Source organism: Methylobacterium terricola, from assembly GCF_006151805.1.
GTDB classification, from domain to species: Bacteria; Pseudomonadota; Alphaproteobacteria; order Rhizobiales; family Beijerinckiaceae; genus Methylobacterium; species Methylobacterium terricola.
In genome coordinates this window covers 49625-73341 of record NZ_VDDA01000018.1, presented here as the reverse complement: position 1 = coordinate 73341, position 23717 = coordinate 49625, and the positions used below count along the sequence as shown (strand labels likewise).

The following is a 23717-nucleotide window of genomic DNA, read 5'->3' as shown; positions in this document are numbered from 1 at the left end:
CGCCACTATCTTGAGGCCTCGCCAATCACGGATGGGACGAGGAGAAGGCCTGATGGCCGCCAACGAGACCGGCACCGCCGAGACCCGCAGCGAGGCGGAGTGGCGCCGGAGCCTGACGCCCGAGCAGTTCCGCATCCTGCGCGAGCACTGCACCGAGCGGGCCGGCACCAGCCCGCTCAATCACGAGGCACGCAGCGGCACCTTCGCCTGCGCCGGCTGCGGCCAGCCGCTGTTCGCGTCCGGAACCAAGTTCGACTCCGGCACGGGCTGGCCGAGCTTCTTCGCCCCCCTCGACGGGGCGGTGGAGACGCAGACCGACCGCTCGTTCTTCATGACCCGCACCGAGGTCCATTGCGCCCGCTGCCACGGCCATCTCGGTCACGTCTTCGATGACGGCCCGGCCCCGACCGGGCTTCGCTACTGCATGAATGGCGGCGCGATGAGGTTCGAGCCGGAGGGGTGAAGGGGGCGCCGCGGCGAGCAGGCCGGACGCGGCGTGCACCGACGATCCCTCGCCTCCACGTCACCCGGGTTCCGCCGCACGGCCCCGGGATGACGTGGAGGGCCGCGGCGGCCAAGGCGGTGAGCGGGGGGACGGTCTAGGTCCAGTACAACACCCGCGCCGCCGGCACTCTCTCCGCCAGCTCCCGCGTCAGGCATGCCTTCATCTCCCGCATCAGCTCCGCCGGGAAGACGTACTTGACCGAGCCGAACTTGGTGAGCTTGCGGCTGCGCTCCTCCTCCCGCATCGGCAGGTCGGAGCCCGGATACCAGCCCTCCAGCACCTCCTTCGAGCCGGGGGTGAAGCGGTGGGTGATGAGTTCCGCGGTGAGGTCGAGATCCCGGACGCCGTCGAGCGCCGCGGCGGCGTGCGCGAACACATCGGCATAGGCGTCGCGCCAGTCCGGCACGGGTAGGATCGGCGCCACCGTGAGCCCGACCGGATAGCCGGCGCGGGCCAGCGCACCCATGGCTGCGAGCCGGTCGCGCAAGGGGGCGGTGCCGCCCTCGTAGCGCGTGGCGGATGCCGCGTTGACCGAGAAGCGCACCCGCGTGCGGCGCCCGTGCTCCAGCTTAAGCAACGGCTCGACGGCGGCGAACTTGGTCGTCGCCCGCAACGACACCGGTGCGTCCCAGGCGCCAAAATGCCGGATCGCCGCCGAGAGCGAACCGGTCAGGTGCTCGATGCCGAGAGGATCGGTGTAGCAGGAGGCCTCGAAGGTGGTGCCCTCATGCGCCCTCGCCGCGCTCGCCGAGGTGACGCTGCCCTGCCCGACATAGCCGGCGAGGGTGTCCAGGATTTCAGGGAGGTTGGCGTAGACCCGGGTGACCGGCGGTCCCGCGAGCGAGCCGGCGAGGTAGCAGTACTGGCAATGGGCCGGGCAGCCCTCGGCAAGGTCGACGCGCCAATCGGCGCTCGGGGGGATCGGCTGCAGCTTCAGCTTGGTCGGCGGCGCCACCACCACCGCCAGGGTGTTCTTCGCCTCGATATAGGCCCGGCGCGGGTCGGGGTGGCGCAGCCCCGTGAGGCGGTTGCCGGGCAGTTCCTCGACCGGAAGTCCGAGCGAAGCCGCCCGTGCCGCGATCGCCCGCCCGTGGGCGTGCTCCCGCGCCGCCGCGGTGATGACGACCCGGCGGGGGCGCCAGAGGCGGGCCGTACGGGCAGGGGCGGGATCGTGGAACGTCATGCCCGGCGAACGCGCGGGCGGTCGTCCGGGTCCCGCCCGCGACGTTGAGGAGCGGGGCCCGGCCCCGGAGCGTCAAGGCCGGGCTTTTTTAATGCCGGGCATCCGGCCGCACCGTGTAGGTGCCGCCGCGGATACGCTCGGGGAATCCCTCGGCGTAGCGGGCGGTGGCTTCCTCGCCGTAGGTTTGGACCAGTTCCTGGAACGCCGCGAACAGGGCGGCCTGGGCCATGCAATCGCCGTCGAGCCCGTCCAGGCAACCTTCCGCGAAGGCCTCCGAGACGTAGCTCAGGGCGGCCCGCTTCGCCTCCTGGTCGGAGTCGAGCGCGGGGTCGTGGGTTTCGAATTCGGTCATCGGCGGCCTTGAGATCGGGGGGAGAACGGCGGTGTCGAATCCGCCGCGGCCTCAGGTGATGCCCCGATTCATAGGATCTCCGCCGGCGCCGGGCCAGCAAGGAATTGCGAAGAGGTTAACGCCGCCGCGAGAATGCCTTACGCCTCGACGCCGGCGCCACAGCTGTGGCGCCTCCGCAACACGCCGCGTCAGCCGCCGAACCGGTTCGCCAGGGTGGCGGACAGCCGCTCGCCCTCCGCGATGTAGCGGGTGGCCGCCTCGACCGCCGACGGCGTGCAGACCCGGTAGGTGACGGCGTAGCCGCCATAGCCGCGGTTATAGGCTCCGGCGAGGCGATCGCGCCGGCCCGGGCTGGTGCCCTCGGCATCGAGCAGGGCCTTCATGCGGGCCGGCCATTCCGGCGCGTCGGCCGTGCCGCACAGCTCGCGCAGGAAGCTGAGCGAGCCGATGATCTCTGACAGGCGCAGAAGGTCACGGTCGTAGGGCGCCGGGGTGTCCGGCGGCGGAGGCGGGGCGGACGCCTCCTTGTCCGCTGGCTTGGTCTCGGGCGGCTTGGCGGCGGGCTTCGGCCGGCTCTGGGCCGCGGCCGGCAGGATCACGGCCGGCAGGACCAGGCCGGGCAACGCCGCGACCAGGCAGGCGGCCAGGAGGACGGCGCGCCTCACGACGCGTTCCCCATCACCGCAAGGGCCTGCGCGATCACGTCGTGCAATCCGCGCGTGGTCGGCAGGTCGCGCGCGTCCGCCGGCGTCACCCAGCGCAGGTCGAGGGCTTCCGGTCCGGTGGTCGGCTCGCCGGCGATCCATCGCGCGGCATGGGGATGGATCACGAAATGGTGCAGGACGGCGCCCTGCGCGTCCCGTTCGATCACCTCCAGCGGCGTCAGGGCCGCCACCGCCTCGGCCACCACGCCGACCTCCTCGTGCAGCTCGCGCAGCGCCGCCTCGGCCAGCGTCTCGCCGATCTCCACTTGCCCGCCGGGCAAGGTATAGATTCCGCGCATCGGTGCCTGGCCGCGGGCGGCGAGCAGCACGCGCCCGTCCCGCACCACGGCCGCCGAGGCGGCGAGGAACGGCCGGACGGGATAGCGCCGGCGCCAGGCGGCCGTCAGGGCGGGATCGTCGGATTCGGCGCTCACGGGCGGGCATCCCCGTCCTGAACCGTCGCCAGGCGCCCATCCGCGAGCGCCACGATCACGGGAGCGTTGCGCCCGGATCCCAGCACCGCGAGCCCGGCGCCGATCGGCGCCGGCAGCGTCGCGCGCGTCCGCTCGGCGAGGTCCTTCAGCGAGAGATAGGCGAGGGCGGTCCGATCCCGGGTCGCCAGCACCATCTCGCCCTCGGCCAGCACCGCGCCGGGCGCGGAGAACCCCTTGCCGTCCTGGCTCTTCCCGTCCTGGCTGGTGTTGCCCTGGGCCTGCCGGACGGGCTTCGACCCTGCGAGGCTCCAGAGCTCGATCTTGCCCTCCTCGCCGCGCACCAGCACGGCGCCGGGACCCGGAAGCGCGGCGGCCACGCGCAAGGGGCCGGGTGCGGGCGGCGTCTCCGCCCGAACCCGCCAAGTCCCCTCCGGGCCCCCGGTCTTCTCACGTCCGATCACCGCCAGGCTCGCGCCCTCCGGGCGCTCGCTCAGCGCCAGCAGGGCGAGGGAGCCATCGGTCTCGACCGGCCGCAGGGTATCGGGGGCGAAGACCGCCCCTGCGCCCGGCGGCACCGTCGCGGTCGCCACCGGCACCGGCTTCGGGTCGGCGCTCATCGCGACCTTCTGGCGCTCGCGGATCGTCACGCCGGCGGCGCCCGGGCGCCCGTCCGGGCCGGTCGTCGGGCCCGACAAATAGGCGCTCACAGGGCCGGACAGCACACGGCGCGAACCCGGAAGCGCGCCTTTCGGCGTCTCGGCGGCGGTCAAGCCCTCGACCGCGTCGAGCGAGAGGGGCACGACCGTGACCCGATCGCCCGAGAGGGCGAGAACCGCCGCGCCGGTCTCGCCCCAGGCGACGGCGATCGGGCCGGCTCTCCGCGGCAGCTGCGGCAGACCGGCGGTCGCGACCGCCAGGGCCGCCTCGCTGCCCGGATCGCGCAGCTGCGTCACCCGGAACGGCAGGTCGAGGAGCGTGACCCGCGGCTCGGCGGCGGCGGGCGAGGCGAGGAGCAGGCAGGCGAGGGCGAAAGCCGCCCGTTCAGACATGCTGGCCGCCGTTGATGTGCAGCTCGGCGCCGTTCACGTAGGACGAGGCCTCGGTGCACAGGAAATAGATCGCCTTGGCGACCTCGTCGGGGGTGCCGAGGCGGCGCTGCGGGATCTGCGCCACCAGCTTGTCGGTCCCCGGCGACAGGATCGAGGTATCGATCTCGCCGGGCGAGATCGCGTTCACCCGCACGCCGAGCGGGCCGAAATCCGAGGCCATCTCGCGGGTGAGACCGGCGAGCGCCGCCTTCGAGGTGGCGTAGGCCGCCCCCGCGAAGGGGTGGACGCGCGAGCCCGCGATCGACGTCACGTTGACGATCGAGCCGCGGGCGCGGGTCAGCTCGTCGCACAGGCCGCGGGCGAGCAGGATCGGCGCGAAGAAATTGACCTGGAACACCCGCTGCCAATCGGAGAACGGGGTCGAGATGGCGCCCAGCCGCGCGCCGCCGGCGCCTTTCGGCGAGATGCCGGCATTGTTGACGAGGGCGTGCAGCAGCCCGCCCTCGGCCTCGAGCCGCCCGGCCACCTCCTTGACCGCGCGGATCGTGTCCTCGGGGTCGGCGAGGTCGACCTGCAGGTGGTCCTCCGGCCCCATCTCCCACGGGCAGTTCTCCGGGAAGGGGTGGCGCGAGCAGGTGATGACGCGCCAGCCCGCCGCCGAGAAGCGCTTGACGGTGGCGTGGCCGATCCCCCGGCTCGCGCCGGTGAGCAGCATCACGCGGCGGCGTTCGTTCGACGGTGGGGCCACGGCCGTTCCTCGGGATGTCCGGTGCGGGGCGCCGCCGGAAGACAGGGGGCGCGGAAGAGCCTCAGGGTAGGGCCCGGCGGCCCGGAAATCCAGGGCTCGCCGCGCCGCAGCAAAGCTCACATGGCCGCCGCCTCACGGATAGAGGCGGTTGCCCTCCCACGCCTCGCCCCGGCGGGTGAAGCGCACCCGGTCGTGCAGGCGGTAGGCGCCGTCGTGCCAGAACTCCATCGAGGTGGGCGCGATGCGGTAGCCGGTCCAGTGCGGCGGGCGCAGGACGGCCTCGCCGGGAAAGCGGCTGCCGACCTCCTCCACCGCCCGGATCAGCGTCTCGCGGCTGTCGAGCGGCTGCGACTGCCGGCTCGCCCAGGCGCCGAGGCGGCTGTCGCGGGCGCGGCTGGCGAAATAGGCGTCGGCCTCGGCGTCATCGACCTTCGTCACCGGGCCGCGGGCCCGCACCTGGCGGCGCAGGCTCTTCCAGTGCAGCACGATCGCGGCGCGCGGATTGTCCGCGAGCTCCCGCCCCTTCATCGACAGGGTATTGGTGTAGAACACGAATCCGCGCTCGTCGACGCCCTTGAGGAGCACGACGCGCACGTCCGGCAGCCCGTCGGCGTCGCAGGTCGCGAGCGCCATGGCGTTCGGATCCTCCGGCTCGGAGGCCTCGGCATCCGCAAACCATTGCCGGAACAGCGCCCAGGGATCCGGGTTCTGCGTGAAATCATCCTTCGTTAACCCGTCCACGGCATCGTCCTTACCCAAGTGGCTGTTCAGCCAATGTGACAACCGGAACCGGGGGCGGGCCGGCGTCGCATCCTCATGCGTCGCGACGGGCCGCCCGGTCGTGAGAACAGGTGTAATGCGTCTTGGTGCGTGTAAAGTCGGTTCTGTGACGCTCGGCCTCGCCCTGGCGGCGAGCGCGCTTGCGGGCGTCCTGGCGATCGGCGGCTGCAGCCAGCCGCTCATCATGTTCACGCCGCAGGTCGATACCGCCCCGCCGGAGCCCGAGAGCACCGGCAGCATCGAGCCTGCGGCCCCGAGAAGCTTCGGCTCCGACCTCTCCGGGGAGGATTGGCGCCGGGCCAAGGCGGCGCTCGGCGTCGCCCTCGATCCGCAGGGCAACGGCCAGCCGGTGAAGTGGGACAATCCGGATTCGGGCATGCGCGGCATGGTCAACCCGACCGGGCTGCCCTTCGTGAAGAACGACGAGATCTGCCGCGGCTTCCTCGCCTCGGTGATCGGCCCCTCGAGCAACCGTTTCGTGCGCGGCACCGGCTGCCGGCCCTCCGGCGGCGCGTGGGAGCTGAAGAGCCTGAAGACGACCACGAAGCCGGGTTGACCCGGCGTGGCGCTCCCGCCGGACTTGACGTAACCTTGCCGTTCGGGGCTCCGCCTGCGTTGCAATCCGGCAACACGGTCGCCAGATAGGGCTCACCCCTTTTTCCCAGGGCGGCTCCGGGCCCGGACGCGTTGCGCCGAGGCCGGACCGCCCGAATCGCCATCGGATCGCCATGCGCAACCCCTATGACGTACTCGGCGTGAGCCGTTCGGCCGACGAGGCGGAGATCAAGAAGGCTTTCCGCAAGCTCGCCAAGGCCTACCACCCCGACCGCAACAAGAACGACGCCAAGGCGCAGGACCGCTTCGCCGAGGTCAACCAGGCCTACGAGATCCTGGGCGACGCCAAGAAGCGCGAGCAGTTCGATCGCGGCGCGATCGACGGCGACGGCAAGCCCCGGTTCACCGGCGGCTTCGAGGGCTTCGGGGCGGGGCGCGGCGGTGGCGGCGGCGGTGGCTTCGACTTCGAATCGATGGCCCGCGCCCGGAGCGGGGCGGGCGGTGGCGCCGGCGGCGGCTTCGGCGAGGACATCTTCTCGCACCTGTTCGGCGAGGCGTTCCGTTCCGCCGGCGGGGCCGGCCGCGCCGCGCCCCAGAAGGGCGAGGACGTCGCCGCCGAGCTGACGGTCACCCTCGACCAGATCGCCGGCGAGGCGAAGCTGCGTCTCACCCTGCCGAGCGGCCGCGAGGTCGACGTGGTGGTGCCCAAGGGCGTGGTCGACGGGCAGGCGATCCGCCTGCGCGGCCTCGGCTATCCGGGCGCGCACGGCGCCGATCCGGGCGACGCCCTGCTCACCATCCGGGTCGCGCCGGATGCGCGCTTCCAGGTCGAGGGCGCGGATCTGCGCACCTCCGCCGAGGTGCCGCTCGAGGATGCGGTGCTCGGGGGCCCGATCCGGATCCAGACCCTGACCGGCGCGGTCGAGATGAAGATTCCGCCGATGACGAGCTCCGGCCGGGTCTTCCGCCTGCGCGGCAAGGGCCTGCCGAAGAAGGACGGCACCCGCGGCGACCTGCTGGCCACCATCGCCGTCGTCTTGCCGGCCACCGCCGACGAGGCTCTGACCGAGTTCGCCCGCAAGCGCCGCGCCGCCGCCGCGACCACCTGACCGGCGGATCGGCCGCGTGAGTCTTTACCGGAGCCGCCGCACTTCCGTCGCCCGCGGCCGTCGGTTAAGGAAGCCGATGGGGAGTCATGCACGGCCGGGTCCAACCAGCCGCCGCGCGCTCCCCGTGGCGGCTGTTCTTTGGGTGACACATGGCTGACTCCAACCGGGCACAGGTACAGGATGACGGGCAGCCCCGCACCGGGCTTCTCGCCGGCAAGCGCGGCCTCGTGCTCGGCGTCGCCAACAACCGCTCGATCGCCTGGGGCATCGCACGCAGCGCCCGCCAGCACGGCGCGGAACTGGCCTTCACCTACCAGGGCGAGGCGCTGAGGAAGAGGGTCGAGCCGCTGGCCCGCGAGCTCGATGCCGCCGTCGTCGGCCATTGCGACGTCACCGACCCGGCCTCGATCGACGCGGTGTTCGAGGCTGCCGGCCGGCACTTTCCCGACGGGATCGACTTCGTCATCCACTGCATCGCGTTCTCGGACAAGGACGAGCTGACCGGCCGCTACATCGAGACCAGCGAGGCGAACTTCACCAAGTCGCTGCTGATTTCCTGCTACTCGTTCACCGCGGTCGCCCAGCGGGCCGAGAAGCTGATGCGCAACGGCGGCTCGCTCCTCACGCTGACCTATTACGGCGCCGAGAAGTGGATGCCGCACTACAACGTCATGGGCGTCGCCAAGGCGGCGCTGGAGGCGTCGGTGCGCTACCTCGCGGCCGATCTCGGCCCGCAGAAGATCCGCGTCAACGCGATCTCGGCCGGTCCGATCAAGACGCTGGCCGCCTCCGGCATCGGCGATTTCCGCTACATCCTGAAGTGGAACGAGTACAACGCCCCGCTGCGGCGCACCGTGACCATCGATGAGGTCGGCGAGACCGCCGCCTACCTGATCTCCGACATGTCCCGCGGCATGACCGGCGAGATCCTGCACGTCGATGCCGGCTACCACGTCGTCGGCATGAAGAATCCCGAGGCCCCCGACCTCAGCCTCGACAAGGATTGAGCCTGCCGGGGCCGGATGCACCGGCGAGGGCTGGACCGCGGAGCCGTTCAGCCCAATGTGGTCTTCGCAGCGTAACGCGGAGCCCATGATGTCCAGCTTGAAGATCGCCATGCTCACCGCCGGCGGCCTCGCGCCCTGCCTGTCGGCGGCGGTCGGCGGGCTGATCGCCCGCTACACCGACCTCGCGCCCGAGGCCGAGATCATCGGCTACCGCAGCGGTTACAAGGGTCTGCTGCTCGGAGATCACCTCACCGTCACCCCGGAGGTCCGGGCCCGCGCGGACAGATTGCTGCGCCATGGCGGGTCCCCGCTTGGGAACAGCCGGATCAAGCTCACCAACGTCAAGGATTGCGTCAAACGCGGCCTCGTGACCGAGGGGCAGGACCCGCTCAAGGTGGCGGCCGACCAGCTCGCCCGCGACCGGGTCACGGTGCTGCACACGATCGGCGGCGACGATACCAACACCACGGCGGCCGACCTCGCGGCCTATCTCGAGGCCAACGGCTATCATCTGACGGTGGTGGGCCTGCCGAAGACCATCGACAACGACGTGGTGCCGATCCGCCAGACCCTCGGTGCCCTCACGGCGGCCGAGCAGGGCGCGATCTTCGCCGAGAACATCGTCAACGAGCAGAGCGCCAACCCGCGCATGCTGATCGTCCACGAGATCATGGGCCGCAAATGCGGCTGGCTCACCGCCGCCACGGCCCGGGCCTATCGCGAGCGGCTGGACCGCACCGCCTTCCTGCCAGAATTCGGGCTCGACCGGGCGCACAAGGACGTCGACGCGGTCTACCTGCCGGAACTCCCCCTCGACATCGCGCGGGAGGCCGCGCGGCTCAAGGACCGGCTCGACGCCAAGGATTGCGTCACGGTCTTCCTGAGCGAGGGCGCCGGGCTCGACGAGATCGTGGCCGAGATCGAGGGGCGCGGCGAGGTGCTGGGTCGCGATCCGTTCGGCCATGTCAAGATCGACACGATCAATGTCGGCAAGTGGTTCGCCGACCGCTTCGCGCCGATGATCGGGGCGGAGAAGTCCCTGGTGCTGAAATCCGGCCATTTCTGCCGATCGGCCGCGCCGAATCCCGACGACCTGCGGCTGATCCAGGGCATGGTCGACCTCGCGGTCGAGTGCGGCCTGAAGGGGATGTCCGGCGTGATCGGCCACGACGAGGACCGGAACGGGCAGCTGCGCGCGATCGAGTTCCCGCGCATCCGCGGGGGAAAGGCCTTCGACCCAACCACCCCGTGGTTCACGGCTCTCCTGGACGAGATCGGCCAGGGCCGGGGCTGACCGCGTGAGCCGGACGGGGCCGGGCGGCGGTGCCCGGCCCCGATCTGACCTGAGGTTTTCTGTTACGACCCCGTCGCGTCGAGCGGCGCGGCTTCGTCGGGACCTGCGGCCGGTGCTCGGCGGAGGAAGGGCAGGACATTGCTGCCGGCCGCGACGGTCGTTCCGTCGGCTCTCTTCCGGCGATCCTGCGGCCCGAACGCCATCCAGCGGACCACCTTGCCGTCGCTGTGACGCGCGCGGTGCCGCTCCGCCCGCCTCCGCGCCCACCGGGGTACGCCGTAGCCGCTGGTCATGGGGCTTCCCTCCCTGCTCGCCCATCGTGCGATCCAAGCCGCGAGCCGTGGTTCGCGTCATGTCGCCTTGCGAACGAACCAAGCCGGCTGTCGCCTGTCATCACCCATTTGGGTGAGGTTGATCGCACCTTAAGTTTTGAGCACGATACAGGCGCCGCCGCTTCCGCGGATGCGGCCGCACAGGGCCTCGGCGCTGGCGCGGGTCTCCGACGGGACCCGGATGCGGTAGAAGGCGCGCGTCCCGCGGTGGCGCAGCCGCGTGCCGATGATCATCGGCCTCACGTCGCCGAGGATCGCGGCGTAGCGGTCGCGGGCCCGGCCGAAGCTCGCGAGGGCGATCGACTTCGAGAAGTTGCCGGCAAGCTGGACGCCCCAGGGCGCCAGCGCCGCCGCGGTCTCGGCGAAGAAGGTCTCGGTGCGTCCGCGGATGCGCAGCGCCGCCGTCACCTGAAGGCAGCGGGTATCCTCGGGCTCGGCGAGGTCGCTCTTCGGATCGGCCTTGGCGGCGGCGGCCCAGTCCTCGGCGCTGCGCCCGGTGATCGCCGCGACATAGGCCCGGGTCTCGGCCGGCAGGCCGCCGGTACCGGCGAGCCAGGCCGAGACCCGGCCCGGGCCGCCGTTATAGGCCGCCGCCGCGAGGCCGAGATTGCCGAAGCGCCCGCGCAGGTCGATCAGGAAGCGTGCCGCCGCCGGGATCGCCTGCTCGGGGTCGAACGGATCGAGGAGGCCGCGCTCCTGCGCCGTGCCGGGCATGAACTGCGCCACGCCCTGGGCTCCGGCCCGGCTGACCACGCTCGGCCGGAAGCTGCTCTCGCGCCAGATCAGCCGTGTGAGGAAGGCGACCGGCAGACCCTTGGACTGCGCCGCGCCCTCGATCAGCCGGCACAGGGCCTGCTCGACCGTTTCCTCCTTGCTCTCGGCGGGGGCGGGCGCGGCCGGGGCGGCGAGGGCCGGGCCGCTCAGGGCCGCGGCGAGGACGAGGAGGAGGAGATGTCGGGTCACGGCATCACCTTTACCGCAATTTGCTGAACGATTCGGCACGCTGCGATCGTCGCGGGGCCCCCTGGCGCCGCGCGCCGGCCCGCGCCATCTAGTGGGTGATGTCCTCGCCGCTCCTGTTCGACACCCCTCTGATCCGCAAGCGCCTCGCCCGCGCCCGACGCGCGGGCTTCGCCGATTTCCTGGTCGCGCGCGCGGTCGAGGACCTGTCGGACCGCCTCGGCGCGGTCTTGCGGGAGTTTCCCCACGCCCTCGACCTCGCCACCCCGGTGCCGACGGCGGCGGCCTGGCTCAAGGCGAGCGGACGGGCCGCCGCGGTGACCCGCCTCGCGCCGGCGCCGGAGCCGGGCAGCCCCGGCCTCGCGGTCGCGGTCGGCGATCCGGAGGCCCTGCCCTTCGGCGAGCGGCGTTTCGACCTCGCGGTGTCGCTGCTCGCGCTCCAGCACGCCAACGACCTGCCGGGGGCCCTGGTGCAGGTGCGCCGCGCGCTCAAGCCGGACGGGCTGTTCGTCGGTTGCCTGCTCGGCGGCCGGACCCTGACGGAACTTCGTCAGGTCCTGACCCAGGCCGAAAGCGAGATCGAGGGGGGCGTGAGCCCGCGGGTGGCGCCTTTCGCGGAGGTGCGCGACCTCGGCGGCCTGCTCCAGCGCGCCGGCTTTGCCCTGCCGGTGACCGACGTCGAGACGGTGACGGTGCGCTACGGCGATCCCTTCGGGCTGATGCGCGACCTGCGTGCCATGGGGCTCACCAACGCCCTGCGCGAGCGTCGCGGCTCCTTGCGCCGCGAGACCCTGATCCGGGCCGCCCACCTCTATGCCGAGCGATTCGCCGATCCGGACGGCCGCCTGCGCGCGACCTTCGAGCTGATCTGGCTCTCGGGCTGGGTGCCGCACGAGAGCCAGCAGAAGCCGCTGCGGCCGGGCAGTGCCCAGGCGCGGCTGGCCGATGCCCTCGGCACCGTCGAACGCAAGGAGCCGTCATGACGGACACCGCCATCACGATCACGCCGAACCCGCACCGCATCCGCGTGATGCTCGGCGGCACGATCGTCGCCGAGACCACCCGGGCCCTCACCCTGCGCGAGGGCAGCCTGCCGCCGGTGCAGTACATCCCGCGCGAGGATGCCGAGATGGATCTGTTCGCGCGCACCGAGCACCGCACGCATTGCCCGCACAAGGGCGATGCGCACTACTTCTCGCTCACGGCGGGCGGGGTCGAGCGGACGAACGCAGTGTGGAGCTACGAGGCGCCGTTCCCCAAGGTGGCGGCCATCGAAGGGTACCTGGCGTTCTACCCGAACAAGGTCGACGCGATCGAGGAATTCACCGATTGACGATCGTCGGGTGACGCCCAGTTCCAGACCGACCACCCTCCTGGTTATCCCGGGATGCGGCGTCGCCGAGAACCCGGGATCCGTCGCCGCCGATAGCGGCGGATGAGGCGGCCGGCGTTTCGCCCCTCCCTGCATGGTCCGCGGATCTCGATCCCGGGCTTTCGCGGTGCCGGCCCAGGATGACGCGGGGGATGGCGGGCTCGTCGCGAGGAACGAACCCCGGCCAGACGGGCCCCCGCCTCACGGCCCCAGCAGATCGACGATCGCCGGCAGCAGCGGCACGTCGGCCGGGGGCATCGGGTAGCGCGCGAGGTCCCGCGGGCGTACCCATTTGAGCGCCTGCCCCTCGCGCGACTGCACGAGGCCCTCCCAGCGCCGGCAGACGTAGAGCGGCATCAGCAGGTGGAAGGTCTCGTAGGCGTGGCTCGCGAAGGTGAGCGGAGCGAGGCAATCCGCCTTCACGGTGATGCCGAGCTCTTCCGCCAGCTCGCGGATCAGCGACTCCTCCGGCCGCTCGCCGGGCTCGAGCTTGCCGCCGGGGAACTCCCACAGGCCTTCGAGCTGCTTGCCGGGCGGGCGCTGCGCCAGCAGCACGCGCCCGTCCGGATCGACGAGGGCGACCGCCACCACGAGGAGGAGCTTGACGGGATCGGCCATGCGGGGTGGCTCACGCGACGAGGGGGTGAGGGGACGCCGCGCCCTGCTAGGGCGCGACCTGGTACGTGGCCTCGACCGCGGCCTCGACGGTGATCGGGCCGGGCTCGATCGGAACCGCGATGCCGCCACCCGAGGCCTTGGCGGCGAAGCTCCGCGCGTGCATCGGCGCCGCCGCGCCATCCCGTGGCGGCGAGACGAGGTTGTCGAGGCGCCCGAGGCGGGTACCCGCCGCCTCGGCCAGGGCCTCGGCCTGGCGGCGGGCATCCCGTACCGCGTCGGCCCGGACGGCGTTCTCGGTCTGGCGGGGATCCGACAGGCCAAAGGAGACGCCGCCGATCCGGTCGGCTCCGCCGTCGATGAGGCGTCGCATCAGGGCGCCGAGGCGCGCGAGGTCGCGCACCCGGACGCTGACCGCGTTGGTGGCCTGGTAGCCGTCCGGGACGTCGCGCATCTCGCCCCCTGGATCGCGCACCGTCTTGGAGGCGGGACGCAGCGACAGGGCGGCCGTGGCGAGATCGGCCCCGCGGATGCCGAACTCGCCGGCGAGGTCAGCGACCTTGCGGGCGGCCGACGAGGTCCGGTCGAGGGCGGCGGCCGGCGTCGCGCCGCGGGACTCGACCGCGATCTCGACGGTGGCGAAATCCGGGGCGACCTCCCGGCTTGCCCGGCCGACGACGCTGATCCGCCCGGGCGCCTCCGGAGGGGCGTTCTGGGCGAGGGCCGGTCCTGCCAGGAGCAGCCCGAGCAGGCCCGCCGCCGCCCTCACGAGCGGTAATCCCCGTTGATCTCGACGTAGGCCTTGGTGAGGTCGCAGGTCCAGACCCGGGCGGTGCCGGCGCCGAGGCCCAGATCGACCCGGATCGTCACCGCGTCGCCGCGCATCGCGGCCGATGCCGCCTCCTCGTCGTAGCCGGCATCGCGGGCCCCCTCGACGGCGACGCGCACGTCGCCGAACCAGATCGCCAGCCGGTCGCGGTCGGCCGGCTCGCCGGCCTTGCCGACCGCCATCACCACCCGGCCCCAATTCGCGTCCTCGCCCGCCACCGCGGTCTTCACCAGCGGCGAGTTGGCGATCGACATCGCGATGCGGTGGGCCGAGGCGTCGTCGGTCGCGCCGCCGACCTCGACGGTGACGAACTTGCGCGCGCCCTCTCCGTCGCGGGCGACCAGTTGCGCGAGCTCGATCAGCAGGTCGTCGAGGGCCGCCGTGAACTCGGCGAGAGCCGGGTCCTCGAGCGACGCGACCGGGGCGTTGCCGGCTTTCCCCGTCGCGAACAGCATCAGGGTGTCGGAGGTCGAGGTGTCGCCGTCGACGGTGCAGCAATTGAAGCTCTTGGCGACGCCGCGGGTGAGCAGAGCCTGCAGCACCTCGGCCGGCAGGTCGGCATCGGTGAACACGAAGGACAGCATCGTCGCCATGTCGGGGGCGATCATGCCGGCGCCCTTGGCGATGCCGTTGATCGTCACATCGGCTCCGCCGAGCCGCACCCGGCGGGTCGCGAGCTTCGGGAAGGTGTCGGTGGTCATGATGGCGCGGGCGGCCTCGGTCCACCGCTCGGCGCCGGGGCCGGTGCGGCCGGCGCAGTCCGCGAGCACGCCGTCGAACTTGGTGGCGTCGAGGGGTTCCCCGATCACCCCGGTCGAGGCGATGAAGACCTCGCCGGGGGCGCATCCCGCGGCCTTGCTGGCGATCTCGGCGGTGAGGCGCACCGAGTCGCGGCCCTTGAGGCCGGTGAAGGCGTTGGCATTGCCGGAATTGACCACCAGCGCCCGGGCCGAGTGACCGCCGCTCAGGGTCTCGCGGCACCAGTCGACCGCCGCCGAGGGACATTTCGAGCGGGTGAACACCCCGGCCGCCCGGGTGCCGGGATCGAGCAGGACCAGCAGCACGTCGGTGCGGCCGCGATAGCGGATGCCCGCCTGCGCGGTGGCGAGGCGCACGCCGGCGATCGGCGGCAGGTCGGGCTGATGCTTGGGCGCGAGCGGCGAGACGGGATGAGACATGCGGGACTCCGGTCCGCCGACGCCGCGTCGTCCGCGTCGGCGCCGCGGTGTTGCCCCGCGAAGGTGCACTGCGTCAACCGGCCCGACCCGGGTTGCGCCTCCGGTTGTGTTTGTGGTTGTGCAGACCTGGGCTGAAATTCCTAGCCCTACTCCCGGTCACGCCCGGCTCGCAGGGGGAGTGACGTGGGGAAACTGTTTTTCGCCGAGGGGCTGACGCAGGGGCCGATCGGAGTTCCCTTATCTAGAGTTGCAGACTATCATCTAGAGGATCAGAATCGGGGTGCGCATCCGCGTGCATCACCGTGCGTCGCCCGGAGGTTCCCGCTTGGCCCACCCGCAAGTCCTTCGCGACATGGCGCTCTTCGTCGAGGTCGCGAAGCGGAAGAGTTTCAGCCAGGCCGCGGTCGCGCTCGACGTGCCGATCTCATCCCTGTCCCGCCGCATCACCCAGTTCGAAACCTCGATCGGCCTGCGCCTGCTCGACCGGACGACCCGCAAGCTCGTGCTGACGCCGCATGGCGAGGCCTATTACGCGCAGGCGACCCGGCTGGTGGAGGAGGCGCAGCGCACCTTCGACGAGCTGATCGCCCAGGCAAAGGGACCGAGCGGCCTTCTTAAGATCGCAGCGCCCCCGGACCCGTGGGTGCTGCACCACCTCTCGCTCGTGATGGCCGAGTTCTCGCTCCGCTATGCCCAGGTCCGGGTGCATCTCGATCTCTGGCCGCATCTCGTCGACCTCGCCCAGGACGGCTATGACCTGGCGCTCGCCGTCGGGGCGCCGCGGGAGACCTCGATGATCACCCGCAAGGTGGCCCAGCTTGAGAACGGCCTGTTCGCCGCACCCGACTACCTCGACCGGGCCGGACGGCCGGAGCGGCCGGGCGATCTTGCGCGCCACCGGGCCGTCATCGTCGGGCCGCCGGCGGCGTCGAGTGCCTGGCTGCTGGAGGGCGGCGGCGAGACGGCTTCGGTGACGGTCGCCAGCACCGTGTCGAGCAACAGCCAGGGCATGGCGCGGCGCTTCGCGACGGCGGGTCACGGCATCGCCCTGCTGCAGGCGATCGACGTCGAGCTGGACGTCGAGGCCGGCCGCCTGGAACGGGTGCTGCCGGAGTGGCAGGGCCAGCCGAGCCCGATCTTCATCGTCACGACCTCGCGGCTGCTGCCGGCCAAGACCCGCAGCTTCATCGCCTGCGCCTCGCGCCACTTCGCCGAGCAGCTGTTGCCCCGCGGCGTCACCCTCGACGACGCCGAACTCGCCGCCCTGTACGACCTCGAAGAGGCGTGACGCGCCGCCGTCTCCCGTGCATGACGCCGTGCGGCGCGGGAGGGGCGATGCCGGGCGAATTCCTCAACATCGGCGAATTCCCGAGTCTCGATTGGCTCTCGGGGCGCGACGCTTCGGGCGATGCGCTGGTGGTCGCGGTGCCGGCCGTCCGGGTGGCCCGCTTGGCCGAGGCGCGGCTGCGGCTACCCCCGGACGAGGCTGCCCGCATCGCCCGCTTCCGACTGGCGCAGGACCGGGCCGAGCGCGAGGCCGCCCACGGGTTGCTGCGCCACCTGCTCGGGCTCCGTCTCGGCCGCGATCCGGCCGGACTCGTCCTGGCACGGGACGAGAACGGTCGGCCGTTCCTGCCCGGATCTCGCGGTCTCGACTTCAATCTGAGCCATGGCGGCGGCTGGGTCGCGGTCGGCCTATCGGGCATCGGCCGGATCGGCGTCGACGTCGAGGGCGCCGCCCGGCCGGTCGATTGGGACCAGGTAACGCCGGTCTTCCTGCATCCGACCGAGCTTGCCGCTTACCGCGACCTGCCCGCCGATGCGCGGCCGTCGCGGGCGCTGGAATGGTGGTCGGTCAAGGAAGCCTGCCTGAAGGCGACCGGCGAGGGATTGGTGGCCGAGCCGCAATCGGTTCGGCTGACCGGCGAGGGTGCCGGGTGGCGCCTGCGGCGGGCCGGCCTGTCGCTTCGGGCGGCGTCGCGGGTACTGAGCGACGGCGCGCGGTTCGCCTGGGCGGTGGAGGACGGAACGGAGGTGCGGGTCGTAGTCGTGGAGTGACCCGCCCGGCCGTCGCACGTCGATCGCGCATAAACACCACGACCCGCTGAGACCGGCCCCCGGAAAGCGCCGGTCTCCCCCAGGTCGCGGCGCTCGGCCTCTCGTGCGACGGAGCCGAACCCCTGCGTCAGACGTAGGCGCTCATGCCGGTATTCGGCTGCGGGAAGCGCTCGGCGAGGGCGCGGCGGAGCTTTTCCAGGGCGCGGTTCTCGATCTGACGCACCCGCTCCTTCGAGATCCCGAGGCGGTGTCCCAGCGCCTCCAGGGTCGCCTGATCCTCGGCGAGGCGGCGCTCGTGCAGGATGCGCAGCTCGCGCTCGGAGAGAACGGTGAGGGCCTGACGCAGCCAGGTCAGGCGCCGCTCGCCGTCGACGGCGTCCGACACGGTCTCGTCCGGCAGCGGCGAGGTATCGACCAGGAAGTCGACCCGCTCAGCCGAGGCCTCGCCGTCGTCGCCGACCGGGGCGTTGAGGGACATGTCCGGACCGGAGAGGCGGGCGTCCATCAGCGCCACGTCTTCGCGGGAGACGCCGATGGCCGTGGCGATGCGGCGGTGGATCTCGTCGCCGACGCGCTCGTCGGTCGATTGCATCAGCCGGGCGCGCAGGCGGCGCAGGTTGAAGAACAGCGCCTTCTGGGCCGAAGAGGTGCCGCCGCGCACGATCGACCAGTTGCGCAGGATGTAGTCCTGGATCGAAGCGCGGATCCACCACGTCGCGTAGGTCGAGAACCGCACGTCCCGCTCGGGCTCGAAACGGGCCGCGGCCTCCATCAGCCCGACATGGCCTTCCTGGACCAGGTCCGCCATCGGCAGGCCGTAATGGCGGAAGCGGCCGGCCAGCGCGATCACCAGCCGCATATGGGCTGAAATCAGCCGGTGCAGAGCCTGCTCGTCCCGATCGTCCTTCCAGCGCACCGCGAGGCCGCGCTCTTCTTCCCGCTCGAGGAAGGGGGCATCCATCGCAACTCGTACGAACTGCCGACGTATGCCTGCGATTTCCGCCATCCCCGCCTCCGCCGCTTTGGTGAGCGCTGTGTGTCGCGATGAGGCCGAGGGCAGCATGGAGCGCGCTCGTAACACCGCAAGGCCTGCGACAACGGCGCGACCACCCTGTCGGTTCCCGCAGCGCGAAAAAATCCTCGACGGTGCGATCCTCTTGCGGGCGCGGTGGGTATCGGAAAGCCGGAAAAAAACGGACGGCAGACATGCGAAAGCCCGGCGCGGGGCCGGGCTTTCGGTCGTTTCGGGCCGTGGGTGCGGAGGCTCAGGCCGCCTCGGCCTCGTCCTGAATGTCCTCGCCGTCGCCCTCCGCCTCGGCGCCCTTGGCGCGGCGGGGCGACTTCGCCAGGCTCTGCTCGATCAGCTTGAGGGACTCGGTGTCGGTGATGCGGTTGACCGCCGCGATCTCGCGCACCACTCGGTCGAGGGCGGCCTCGTAGAGCTGGCGCTCGGAATAGGACTGCTCGGGCTGGGCATCCGACCGGTAGAGATCGCGCACCACCTCGGTGACGGCGATCAGATCGCCGGAATTGATCTTCGCCTCGTATTCCTGGGCCCGGCGCGACCACATCGTGCGCTTCACCCGGGCGCGGCCGGTGAGCACGTCGAGCGCCTTCTTGACCAGCTCGGGCTCGGCGAGCTTGCGCATGCCGACCGAGTTCGCCTTGGCGGTCGGGACCCGCAGGACCATCTTGTCCTTCTCGAACGACACCACGAACAGCTCGAGCTTGTAGCCGGCGATCTCCTGCTCCTCGATGGCCGTGATGCGGCCGACGCCGTGAGCCGGATACACGATCGCTTCGCCGGTCTTGAAGCCCTGCCGGGCGGCTGTCGTCTTCTTGGCGGTCGTCATGCGGGGGTGGCCTCCAGGTCACCGTTCGCGGCAATGTCCGCGACCGGATCATTCATCCGGGTCAGGGCGCCCGGCGAAAAATACGCGCCTGCCGGACGTCCCGAGGGGCGCCCGCCAGTCCCTGTCAAACCATAGCTAAGGAACGTCCGAACGCGCTGCGGACCGCATAAGATCCACCTCGGCTGATCGCATGCCGCCTCGTCGCATCGAAAAATTCCCAGCCGATGGACGAAGGCTGCACGTCGGACGCAAGCGACGGCAATCCGGAAACTAGCACGAAGAGGCCGGAAAATCAAAAAAATTCAGGCGCCCGGCGTGGCTGCGCGGGCACCCTGCACCATGTTTCACCAGCTTGGCTGACGGTTCGCAGACCGGTCATGCGATCCCGGAAGGGATCGCCGCCGGGCTCGCCTGAGCCGCCTCGCTTGGGCCGGTCAGTCGCCCGAGCCCGGATTGGCCGAGAAATGGGCCTCGAACTTGCCGGACTTGCCGTCCCATTCCTTGGCATCGGCCGGCGCCGCCTTCTTCTGGGTGATGTTGGGCCAGCTCTTCGCCATGTCGGCGTTGAGCTTCAACCAGCTCTCCAGGCCCGGCTCGGTGTCGGGCTTGATCGCCTCGGCCGGGCATTCGGGCTCGCAGACGCCGCAATCGATGCACTCGTCCGGCTGGATGACGAGCATGTTCTCGCCCTCGTAGAAGCAGTCGACCGGACACACTTCCACGCAGTCCATGTACTTGCACTTGATGCAGTTGTCGGTGACGACGTAGGTCATGGGCCGCTGAAACCTCGAAGGCGGGAGGGGGGCGCCGAGAGAGGGGCATCCGGGGTCGGCGCCGGGGCTATGGGGCCGGCCTTAGACCCGGGCGGGCGGGCATGCAAGCCGCCCGGTGAGGGACAGCATTGCGTAGCCGGGCAGCGTCGCCTTCGCGTCACGCTTCGGCGCGTCTGCCGGTCATTCCACCGGGCCAGCCAGGGGATCCGCCGGGAGGTCGGCCGAGAGATCGGCATAGAGCAGCCGGGCTTCCGGCGCGGGGCCCCGGCGGGTGCCGAGATCGACGACCCGCACCGCCGCCGTGACGTGCTGGGCCGCCACGGTGACGACGTCGCCGACCGCGAGGGCTTTCGACGGGGCATCGGCGCGATGGCCGTTCACCCGCACGAAGCCGTCCTCGATCAGCCGCGCCGCCAGGGAGCGCGTCTTGGCGAAGCGCGCGAACCACAGCCACTTGTCGAGCCGCTGACGGTCCGCGCGCATCGTCCGGGCTCAGCGCTTGTCGCCGTCCCGCGACTCCATCTGCGCCTTGAGGGCGAGGAGCTTCGCGAAGGGCGAATCCGGGTCCGGGGCGCGCTCGCGCCGGGGCGGCCGGGCCTCGTGCATGCCGCCGTTGCGGGGCCCGCCGTCGCGGCGGTCCTGCGGGGGACGCCCGCCCTCGCGACCACCCGGATGCGGTCCGCGCGGCGGCCGTCCGTCGCGGCGGCCCTCGCCGCCACGGCCCTCGAAGCGGGTCTCGGGCCGTCCCTCGCCGGCAGCGCGGTTCTCGCCCGGGCGCCGGTCGCCCCAGCGCTGGCCGTCGCGCGGGCCGGAGCGGTTGGCGCGCTGCTCGGCCGGCGCTCCCTCGCCGCCTTCCGGGCGCTGGTCGGGCTGGCGCTGGTCGGAGCGCGGGAAGCCACGGGAGCGGTCCCGCTGCCCGCCGCCCTCGCGCTGCTGGCCGTCCGGCCGTCCGCGGCCCTGATGGCGCGGCGCGTGGTTGCGCTGGTGGCGGTGCATCCGCCACACCTCGATGACGATCGGCTCCTCGGGAGCGGCCGCCTCGCCCGCGGCAGCCGCGGTCTCGCCCGACGCCTCGGCAGTGGCCTCGCCGGCCGCGTCCTCGCCGGCGGGGGCCTCGGCGGCTGGCTCGGCGGGAGACGCCTCCTGGGAGGGGATCTCGGCCTCGGCCTGCACCGGTTCCGGCGCCGCCTCGACGGCGGGAGCCGGCTCGGCCTGAGCCTCCCCGGCTTGCCCGTCCTCGGTCACGGCGTCCGGCGCCGGCATCTCCTCGGCAGCCGGTTCCGCCGACACGTCCTCGTGCGCCGCCTCGGCCGTCACGCCCTCGGGCTCGGCCGCGCTTTCGGCCGGCCGGTCCTCGCCGGTGGCCTCGGCCTCGCCGGCCGCTTCCGCACCGTCCGCCGCAATCTCCGTGCTCTCCGCCACCTTCGGCTGCACCGGTACCGTCGGGGCGGCAGGGCGAAGCGCCACGGTGATCGCCGGGCCGGGCCTGCGGTCGACGACGTAGCCGAGCGACTTCAGGATCGAGGCGAAATCCTCGCCCGAGCAGCCGACCAGCGAGGTCATGCCGACGGTCGGCACGAACCCGTCCTTGTCGGCGGTGCCCGGAGGCGGCTCGCCCGGGGTGGTGCCGGGCACATAGGCGATTGCCGGGCGGATCAGGTCGGCCAGGCGCTCGAGAATGTCGACGCGCACCGCCCGGCCGCCGCAGACCCGGAAGCCGGCAGCGCGGTAGAGGCCCTTGGCGATCTCAGGGTCGACCGGCATCGAGGTGCGGCCGGACCCGGCGAGATGCGCGATCTCGTCGAGGCCGCGCTGGTCGAGGCCGCCATTGTGCAGCGCCCAGAGCTGCGCCGCGAGGGTCCGGGGCGCGGGCTTCAGCAGCGCCGGCATGGTGATGTGGTAGGCGCCGAAGCGCACGCCGTGCTTGCGCAGGGCCCCGCGGCCCTCCTGGTCGAGGCTGCGCATCTCGTTGAGCACCTTGGCGCGCTCCAGCACGCCCAGTGCCTCCGCCACCTGGAAGCCGATGCCGCGGGCGAGACCCGTCAGGTCGGCGGCAGTCTCGAGCTCGAGGGCCGGGCCCAGCAGGCGCACGATATGCGCCTTGAGCCAGGCATTCAGCCGTGCCTCGACCTTCTCGCGGGCCGCGCCGGCGAGCTGCTCGTCGGCGAGGAGCCGCAGGCCCGGGGCGTAGAGCTTCTCGCCCGGGACCAGCTTGGCGACCGGGTTGCCGGTCCAGCGGATGGTGCCGTCGTTCGAGAGGACCAGGGCCGCGTCGGCCGCGGCGGCGAACCGGTCGGCCCGCGCCTCGATCTCGCTCGCCAGCGCCTTCTCGGCGGCGCTGCGCAGGGTCTTGGCTTCCTGGCCCTCGGCGCCGGGATCCGGCACGAACTGGAACCCGTGCAGATGGCCGACGTGCTGTCCCTCGACCGTCACGTCCCCGCCTGCGGTGATCTCAGCTTCCAACATGGTATTCTCTCTCAGGCGCCGCATCAGCACGCTGGTGCGCCGATCGACGAATCGACTCGCCAGCCGCTCGTGCAGGGCGTCGGACAGCCTGTCCTCTACCCGACGCGTCTCGCCCTGCCAATGCTCCGGGTCGGCGAGCCAGTCGGGACGGTTGGCCACGAAGGTCCACGTGCGCACGTGGGCGATGCGCTGCGACAGGGCGTCGATGTCGCCGTCGGTGCGGTCGACCATCGCGACGTGCTGGGAAAACCAGTCGACCGGGATCCGTCCGGCCATGCCCCGCATCAGGAAGCGGAACAGCTGGGCGATGAGGTCGGCATGGGTCTGGATCGCCGATTTGCGGTAATCCGGCACGCCGCAGACCTGCCACAGCCGCTCGACCGCGCTGCGCGAGGTCGCGTAGTCGCGGATGTCGTCCTCCTTGGCCAGGAGGTCGAGGGCCGCCTCGTCGTCGCCGGTCGGCGCCCGGGTCAGGCCGCGCTCGGTCGGGTGCTCGCCGAGGCTGCGGCGCAAGCCGTCGATCGAGCCGAAATCGAGGTCGGGGTTGCGCCATTGCAGCATCCGCAGCGGCTCGAAGCTGTGGCCCTCCAGCGCCTCGACCATCTCGGCCTCCATCGGCGGGCAGCGCCCGGTGGTGCCGAAGGTGCCGTCGCGCAGGTGGCGCCCGGCCCGTCCCGCGATCTGCGCCATCTCGGACGGGGAGAGATCGCGGAAGCGCGTGCCGTCGTACTTGCGGTTCGACGCGAAGGCGACGTGGTCGACGTCGAGGTTGAGCCCCATCCCGACCGCGTCGGTCGCCACCAGGTAATCGACCTCGCCGGACTGGTAGAGCTCGACCTGGGCGTTGCGGGTGCGCGGCGAGAGGGCGCCGAGCACCACCGCGGCCCCGCCGCGCTGGCGCCGCAGCAGCTCGGCGATGGCGTAGACCTCCTCGGCCGAGAACGCCACGATGGCGCTGCGCTGGGGCAGGCGGGAGAGCTTGCGGCTGCCGGCGAAGCTCAGCTGCGACAGGCGCGGCCGGGTGGTGACGGTGATCCCCGGGATCAGCGACTTGACCAGCGGCTCCATCGTGCCCGAGCCGATCAGCAGCGTCTCCTCGCGGCCGCGCTGGTGCAGCAGCCGATCGGTGAAGGTGTGGCCGCGGTCGCGGTCGGCGCCGAGCTGGATCTCGTCGATGCCGACGAAATCCACCTGGTTGTCCCGCGGCATCGCCTCGGCGGTGCAGATCCAGTAGCTCGGCCGGTGCGGCTTGATCTTCTCCTCGCCGGTGACGAGGGCGACCCGCTCGGGTCCGACCCGCTCGACGACGCGGTGATAGACCTCGCGGGCGAGCAGCCGCAGCGGCAGGCCGATCATGCCGGTCGGGTGGCCGAGCATCCGCTCGATCGCGAGATGGGTCTTGCCGGTATTGGTGGGACCGAGCACCGCCGTGGCGCCGCGCAAGCGGGCCTGCGGTGAGAGGGAACGGCGCGTCATCAGGCTGGAAGAAATCCTCGGGGCGAAGCTCCGGCAGGGGCCGCCGCACCGTCCCGGGGCCGTGCCGGGATCGTCGCGCGACCCC

26 protein-coding genes are annotated in these 23717 nt (G+C 72.0%); 9 read left to right on the top strand and 17 right to left on the bottom strand.

What is annotated here, in order from left to right; translation table 11 throughout:
- Nucleotides 1-52 precede the first annotated feature (52 nt).
- Nucleotides 53-463 (top strand): peptide-methionine (R)-S-oxide reductase MsrB, encoded by a 411-nt coding sequence (gene msrB, locus FF100_RS27120; RefSeq protein ID WP_139038881.1) that lies wholly within the window; start codon nt 53-55, stop codon nt 461-463.
- Nucleotides 464-599: 136 nt separating this feature from the next.
- Here the strand turns inward: msrB and FF100_RS27115 are convergent, their stop codons facing one another.
- From FF100_RS27115 to pdxH, 7 genes are all read right to left on the bottom strand, one after another.
- Complete coding sequence (locus tag FF100_RS27115; RefSeq protein WP_139038880.1) at nt 600-1688, bottom strand: SPL family radical SAM protein; 1089 nt, start codon at nt 1686-1688, stop codon at nt 600-602.
- Nucleotides 1689-1776: 88 nt separating this feature from the next.
- The gene (locus tag FF100_RS27110; RefSeq protein WP_139038879.1) at nt 1777-2040 is read right to left on the bottom strand and encodes a hypothetical protein; all 264 of its coding nucleotides are present in this window, start codon (nt 2038-2040) and stop codon (nt 1777-1779) included.
- Between the two features lie 188 nt (nt 2041-2228).
- Complete coding sequence (locus FF100_RS27105; protein WP_425463361.1) at nt 2229-2705, bottom strand: TIGR02301 family protein; 477 nt, start codon at nt 2703-2705, stop codon at nt 2229-2231.
- Nucleotides 2702-3178, bottom strand: a complete 477-nt coding sequence (locus FF100_RS27100; RefSeq protein ID WP_246102412.1) for an NUDIX hydrolase — start codon at nt 3176-3178, stop codon at nt 2702-2704. Before FF100_RS27100 ends, FF100_RS27105 begins: the two co-directional genes overlap by 4 nt.
- On the bottom strand, nt 3175-4227 hold the full coding sequence (locus FF100_RS27095) for a hypothetical protein (RefSeq protein ID WP_139038877.1): 1053 nt from the start codon (nt 4225-4227) through the stop codon (nt 3175-3177). The genes FF100_RS27100 and FF100_RS27095 overlap by 4 nt, the downstream gene beginning before the upstream one ends.
- Entirely contained in the window at nt 4220-4942 is a 723-nt protein-coding gene (locus FF100_RS27090; RefSeq protein ID WP_139038930.1) for an SDR family NAD(P)-dependent oxidoreductase, read from the bottom strand. Before FF100_RS27090 ends, FF100_RS27095 begins: the two co-directional genes overlap by 8 nt.
- Nucleotides 4943-5107: 165 nt before the next feature.
- Complete coding sequence (pdxH, locus tag FF100_RS27085) at nt 5108-5716, bottom strand: pyridoxamine 5'-phosphate oxidase (protein ID WP_139038876.1); 609 nt, start codon at nt 5714-5716, stop codon at nt 5108-5110.
- A gap of 145 nt (nt 5717-5861) precedes the next feature.
- Between pdxH and FF100_RS27080 the strand changes: the two genes are divergently transcribed.
- From FF100_RS27080 to FF100_RS27065, 4 genes are all read left to right on the top strand, one after another.
- Complete coding sequence (locus FF100_RS27080) at nt 5862-6311, top strand: RT0821/Lpp0805 family surface protein (protein WP_425463360.1); 450 nt, start codon at nt 5862-5864, stop codon at nt 6309-6311.
- Between the two features lie 172 nt (nt 6312-6483).
- Entirely contained in the window at nt 6484-7419 is a 936-nt protein-coding gene (locus tag FF100_RS27075) for a DnaJ C-terminal domain-containing protein (protein ID WP_139038874.1), read from the top strand.
- Between the two features lie 149 nt (nt 7420-7568).
- Nucleotides 7569-8426 (top strand): enoyl-ACP reductase FabI, encoded by an 858-nt coding sequence (gene fabI / locus FF100_RS27070; protein ID WP_139038873.1) that lies wholly within the window; start codon nt 7569-7571, stop codon nt 8424-8426.
- Nucleotides 8427-8514: 88 nt separating this feature from the next.
- The gene (locus FF100_RS27065) at nt 8515-9720 is read left to right on the top strand and encodes a pyrophosphate--fructose-6-phosphate 1-phosphotransferase (RefSeq protein WP_139038872.1); all 1206 of its coding nucleotides are present in this window, start codon (nt 8515-8517) and stop codon (nt 9718-9720) included.
- 62 nt (nt 9721-9782) lie between these two features.
- Here the strand turns inward: FF100_RS27065 and FF100_RS27060 are convergent, their stop codons facing one another.
- Both FF100_RS27060 and FF100_RS27055 read right to left on the bottom strand, forming a co-directional pair.
- Nucleotides 9783-10013 (bottom strand): hypothetical protein, encoded by a 231-nt coding sequence (locus tag FF100_RS27060; RefSeq protein WP_139038871.1) that lies wholly within the window; start codon nt 10011-10013, stop codon nt 9783-9785.
- A 129-nt stretch (nt 10014-10142) separates the two neighbouring features.
- The gene (locus tag FF100_RS27055) at nt 10143-11015 is read right to left on the bottom strand and encodes a lytic transglycosylase domain-containing protein (RefSeq protein WP_139038870.1); all 873 of its coding nucleotides are present in this window, start codon (nt 11013-11015) and stop codon (nt 10143-10145) included.
- A gap of 98 nt (nt 11016-11113) precedes the next feature.
- Here FF100_RS27055 and FF100_RS27050 point away from each other — a divergent pair, with 98 nt between their 5' ends.
- Together FF100_RS27050 and FF100_RS27045 are read left to right on the top strand one after the other, a co-directional pair.
- A complete protein-coding gene (locus tag FF100_RS27050) occupies nt 11114-11995 on the top strand; it encodes a methyltransferase domain-containing protein (RefSeq protein ID WP_171070349.1) in 882 nt (293 codons plus the stop codon).
- Nucleotides 11992-12345 (top strand): DUF427 domain-containing protein, encoded by a 354-nt coding sequence (locus FF100_RS27045; protein ID WP_139038868.1) that lies wholly within the window; start codon nt 11992-11994, stop codon nt 12343-12345. The genes FF100_RS27050 and FF100_RS27045 overlap by 4 nt, the downstream gene beginning before the upstream one ends.
- A 240-nt stretch (nt 12346-12585) precedes the next feature.
- Here the strand turns inward: FF100_RS27045 and FF100_RS27040 are convergent, their stop codons facing one another.
- From FF100_RS27040 to argJ, 3 genes are read right to left on the bottom strand one after another with little or no spacing between them, the layout of a single operon-like run.
- Nucleotides 12586-13002, bottom strand: a complete 417-nt coding sequence (locus FF100_RS27040) for a (deoxy)nucleoside triphosphate pyrophosphohydrolase (RefSeq protein WP_139038867.1) — start codon at nt 13000-13002, stop codon at nt 12586-12588.
- A gap of 46 nt (nt 13003-13048) precedes the next feature.
- On the bottom strand, nt 13049-13768 hold the full coding sequence (locus FF100_RS27035; RefSeq protein WP_246102410.1) for an SIMPL domain-containing protein: 720 nt from the start codon (nt 13766-13768) through the stop codon (nt 13049-13051).
- Nucleotides 13765-15006, bottom strand: coding sequence for a bifunctional glutamate N-acetyltransferase/amino-acid acetyltransferase ArgJ (gene argJ, locus FF100_RS27030; protein ID WP_139038866.1), 1242 nt, complete (start codon nt 15004-15006; stop codon nt 13765-13767). The genes FF100_RS27035 and argJ overlap by 4 nt, the downstream gene beginning before the upstream one ends.
- 325 nt (nt 15007-15331) lie before the next feature.
- Between argJ and FF100_RS27025 the strand changes: the two genes are divergently transcribed.
- Nucleotides 15332-16294, top strand: a complete 963-nt coding sequence (locus tag FF100_RS27025; protein WP_139038865.1) for a LysR family transcriptional regulator — start codon at nt 15332-15334, stop codon at nt 16292-16294.
- A 47-nt stretch (nt 16295-16341) separates the two neighbouring features.
- Nucleotides 16342-17064, top strand: a complete 723-nt coding sequence (locus FF100_RS27020; RefSeq protein ID WP_139038864.1) for a 4'-phosphopantetheinyl transferase family protein — start codon at nt 16342-16344, stop codon at nt 17062-17064.
- Between the two features lie 127 nt (nt 17065-17191).
- Here FF100_RS27020 and FF100_RS27015 read toward each other — a convergent pair whose 3' ends face one another.
- From FF100_RS27015 to FF100_RS26995, 5 genes are all read right to left on the bottom strand, one after another.
- Nucleotides 17192-18070 (bottom strand): RNA polymerase factor sigma-32, encoded by an 879-nt coding sequence (locus FF100_RS27015; protein WP_139038863.1) that lies wholly within the window; start codon nt 18068-18070, stop codon nt 17192-17194.
- Between the two features lie 259 nt (nt 18071-18329).
- Nucleotides 18330-18917, bottom strand: a complete 588-nt coding sequence (locus FF100_RS27010) for a CarD family transcriptional regulator (protein WP_139038862.1) — start codon at nt 18915-18917, stop codon at nt 18330-18332.
- 434 nt (nt 18918-19351) lie between these two features.
- Nucleotides 19352-19690: a ferredoxin FdxA gene (gene fdxA / locus FF100_RS27005; RefSeq protein WP_139038861.1), complete on the bottom strand. Its 339-nt coding sequence runs from the start codon at nt 19688-19690 to the stop codon at nt 19352-19354.
- A 180-nt stretch (nt 19691-19870) separates the two neighbouring features.
- Nucleotides 19871-20173, bottom strand: coding sequence for an RNA-binding S4 domain-containing protein (locus FF100_RS27000; protein WP_139038860.1), 303 nt, complete (start codon nt 20171-20173; stop codon nt 19871-19873).
- Nucleotides 20174-20182: 9 nt separating this feature from the next.
- Nucleotides 20183-23632: a helicase-related protein gene (locus FF100_RS26995; protein WP_139038859.1), complete on the bottom strand. Its 3450-nt coding sequence runs from the start codon at nt 23630-23632 to the stop codon at nt 20183-20185.
- Nucleotides 23633-23717: the final 85 nt, after the last annotated feature.

Excerpts from the sequence above, each read along its gene's own strand:
- FF100_RS27110 (WP_139038879.1), bottom strand. The coding sequence starts at position 2,040 with ATGACCGAATTCGAAACCCACGACCCCGCGCTCGACTCCGACCAGGAG.
- FF100_RS27010 (WP_139038862.1), bottom strand. The coding sequence starts at position 18,917 with ATGACGACCGCCAAGAAGACGACAGCCGCCCGGCAGGGCTTCAAGACC.
- FF100_RS27060 (WP_139038871.1), bottom strand. The coding sequence starts at position 10,013 with ATGACCAGCGGCTACGGCGTACCCCGGTGGGCGCGGAGGCGGGCGGAG.
- msrB (WP_139038881.1), top strand. The coding sequence starts at position 53 with ATGGCCGCCAACGAGACCGGCACCGCCGAGACCCGCAGCGAGGCGGAG.
- FF100_RS27050 (WP_171070349.1), top strand. The coding sequence starts at position 11,114 with ATGTCCTCGCCGCTCCTGTTCGACACCCCTCTGATCCGCAAGCGCCTC.
- FF100_RS27095 (WP_139038877.1), bottom strand. The coding sequence starts at position 4,227 with ATGTCTGAACGGGCGGCTTTCGCCCTCGCCTGCCTGCTCCTCGCCTCG.
- argJ (WP_139038866.1), bottom strand. The coding sequence starts at position 15,006 with ATGTCTCATCCCGTCTCGCCGCTCGCGCCCAAGCATCAGCCCGACCTG.
- FF100_RS27045 (WP_139038868.1), top strand. The coding sequence starts at position 11,992 with ATGACGGACACCGCCATCACGATCACGCCGAACCCGCACCGCATCCGC.
- FF100_RS27020 (WP_139038864.1), top strand. The coding sequence starts at position 16,342 with ATGCCGGGCGAATTCCTCAACATCGGCGAATTCCCGAGTCTCGATTGG.
- FF100_RS27040 (WP_139038867.1), bottom strand. The coding sequence starts at position 13,002 with ATGGCCGATCCCGTCAAGCTCCTCCTCGTGGTGGCGGTCGCCCTCGTC.
- FF100_RS27075 (WP_139038874.1), top strand. The coding sequence starts at position 6,484 with ATGCGCAACCCCTATGACGTACTCGGCGTGAGCCGTTCGGCCGACGAG.
- FF100_RS26995 (WP_139038859.1), bottom strand. The coding sequence starts at position 23,632 with ATGACGCGCCGTTCCCTCTCACCGCAGGCCCGCTTGCGCGGCGCCACG.
- fabI (WP_139038873.1), top strand. The coding sequence starts at position 7,569 with ATGGCTGACTCCAACCGGGCACAGGTACAGGATGACGGGCAGCCCCGC.
- FF100_RS27115 (WP_139038880.1), bottom strand. The coding sequence starts at position 1,688 with ATGACGTTCCACGATCCCGCCCCTGCCCGTACGGCCCGCCTCTGGCGC.
- FF100_RS27015 (WP_139038863.1), bottom strand. The coding sequence starts at position 18,070 with ATGGCGGAAATCGCAGGCATACGTCGGCAGTTCGTACGAGTTGCGATG.
- FF100_RS27090 (WP_139038930.1), bottom strand. The coding sequence starts at position 4,942 with ATGCTGCTCACCGGCGCGAGCCGGGGGATCGGCCACGCCACCGTCAAG.
- FF100_RS27065 (WP_139038872.1), top strand. The coding sequence starts at position 8,515 with ATGTCCAGCTTGAAGATCGCCATGCTCACCGCCGGCGGCCTCGCGCCC.
- FF100_RS27000 (WP_139038860.1), bottom strand. The coding sequence starts at position 20,173 with ATGCGCGCGGACCGTCAGCGGCTCGACAAGTGGCTGTGGTTCGCGCGC.
- fdxA (WP_139038861.1), bottom strand. The coding sequence starts at position 19,690 with ATGACCTACGTCGTCACCGACAACTGCATCAAGTGCAAGTACATGGAC.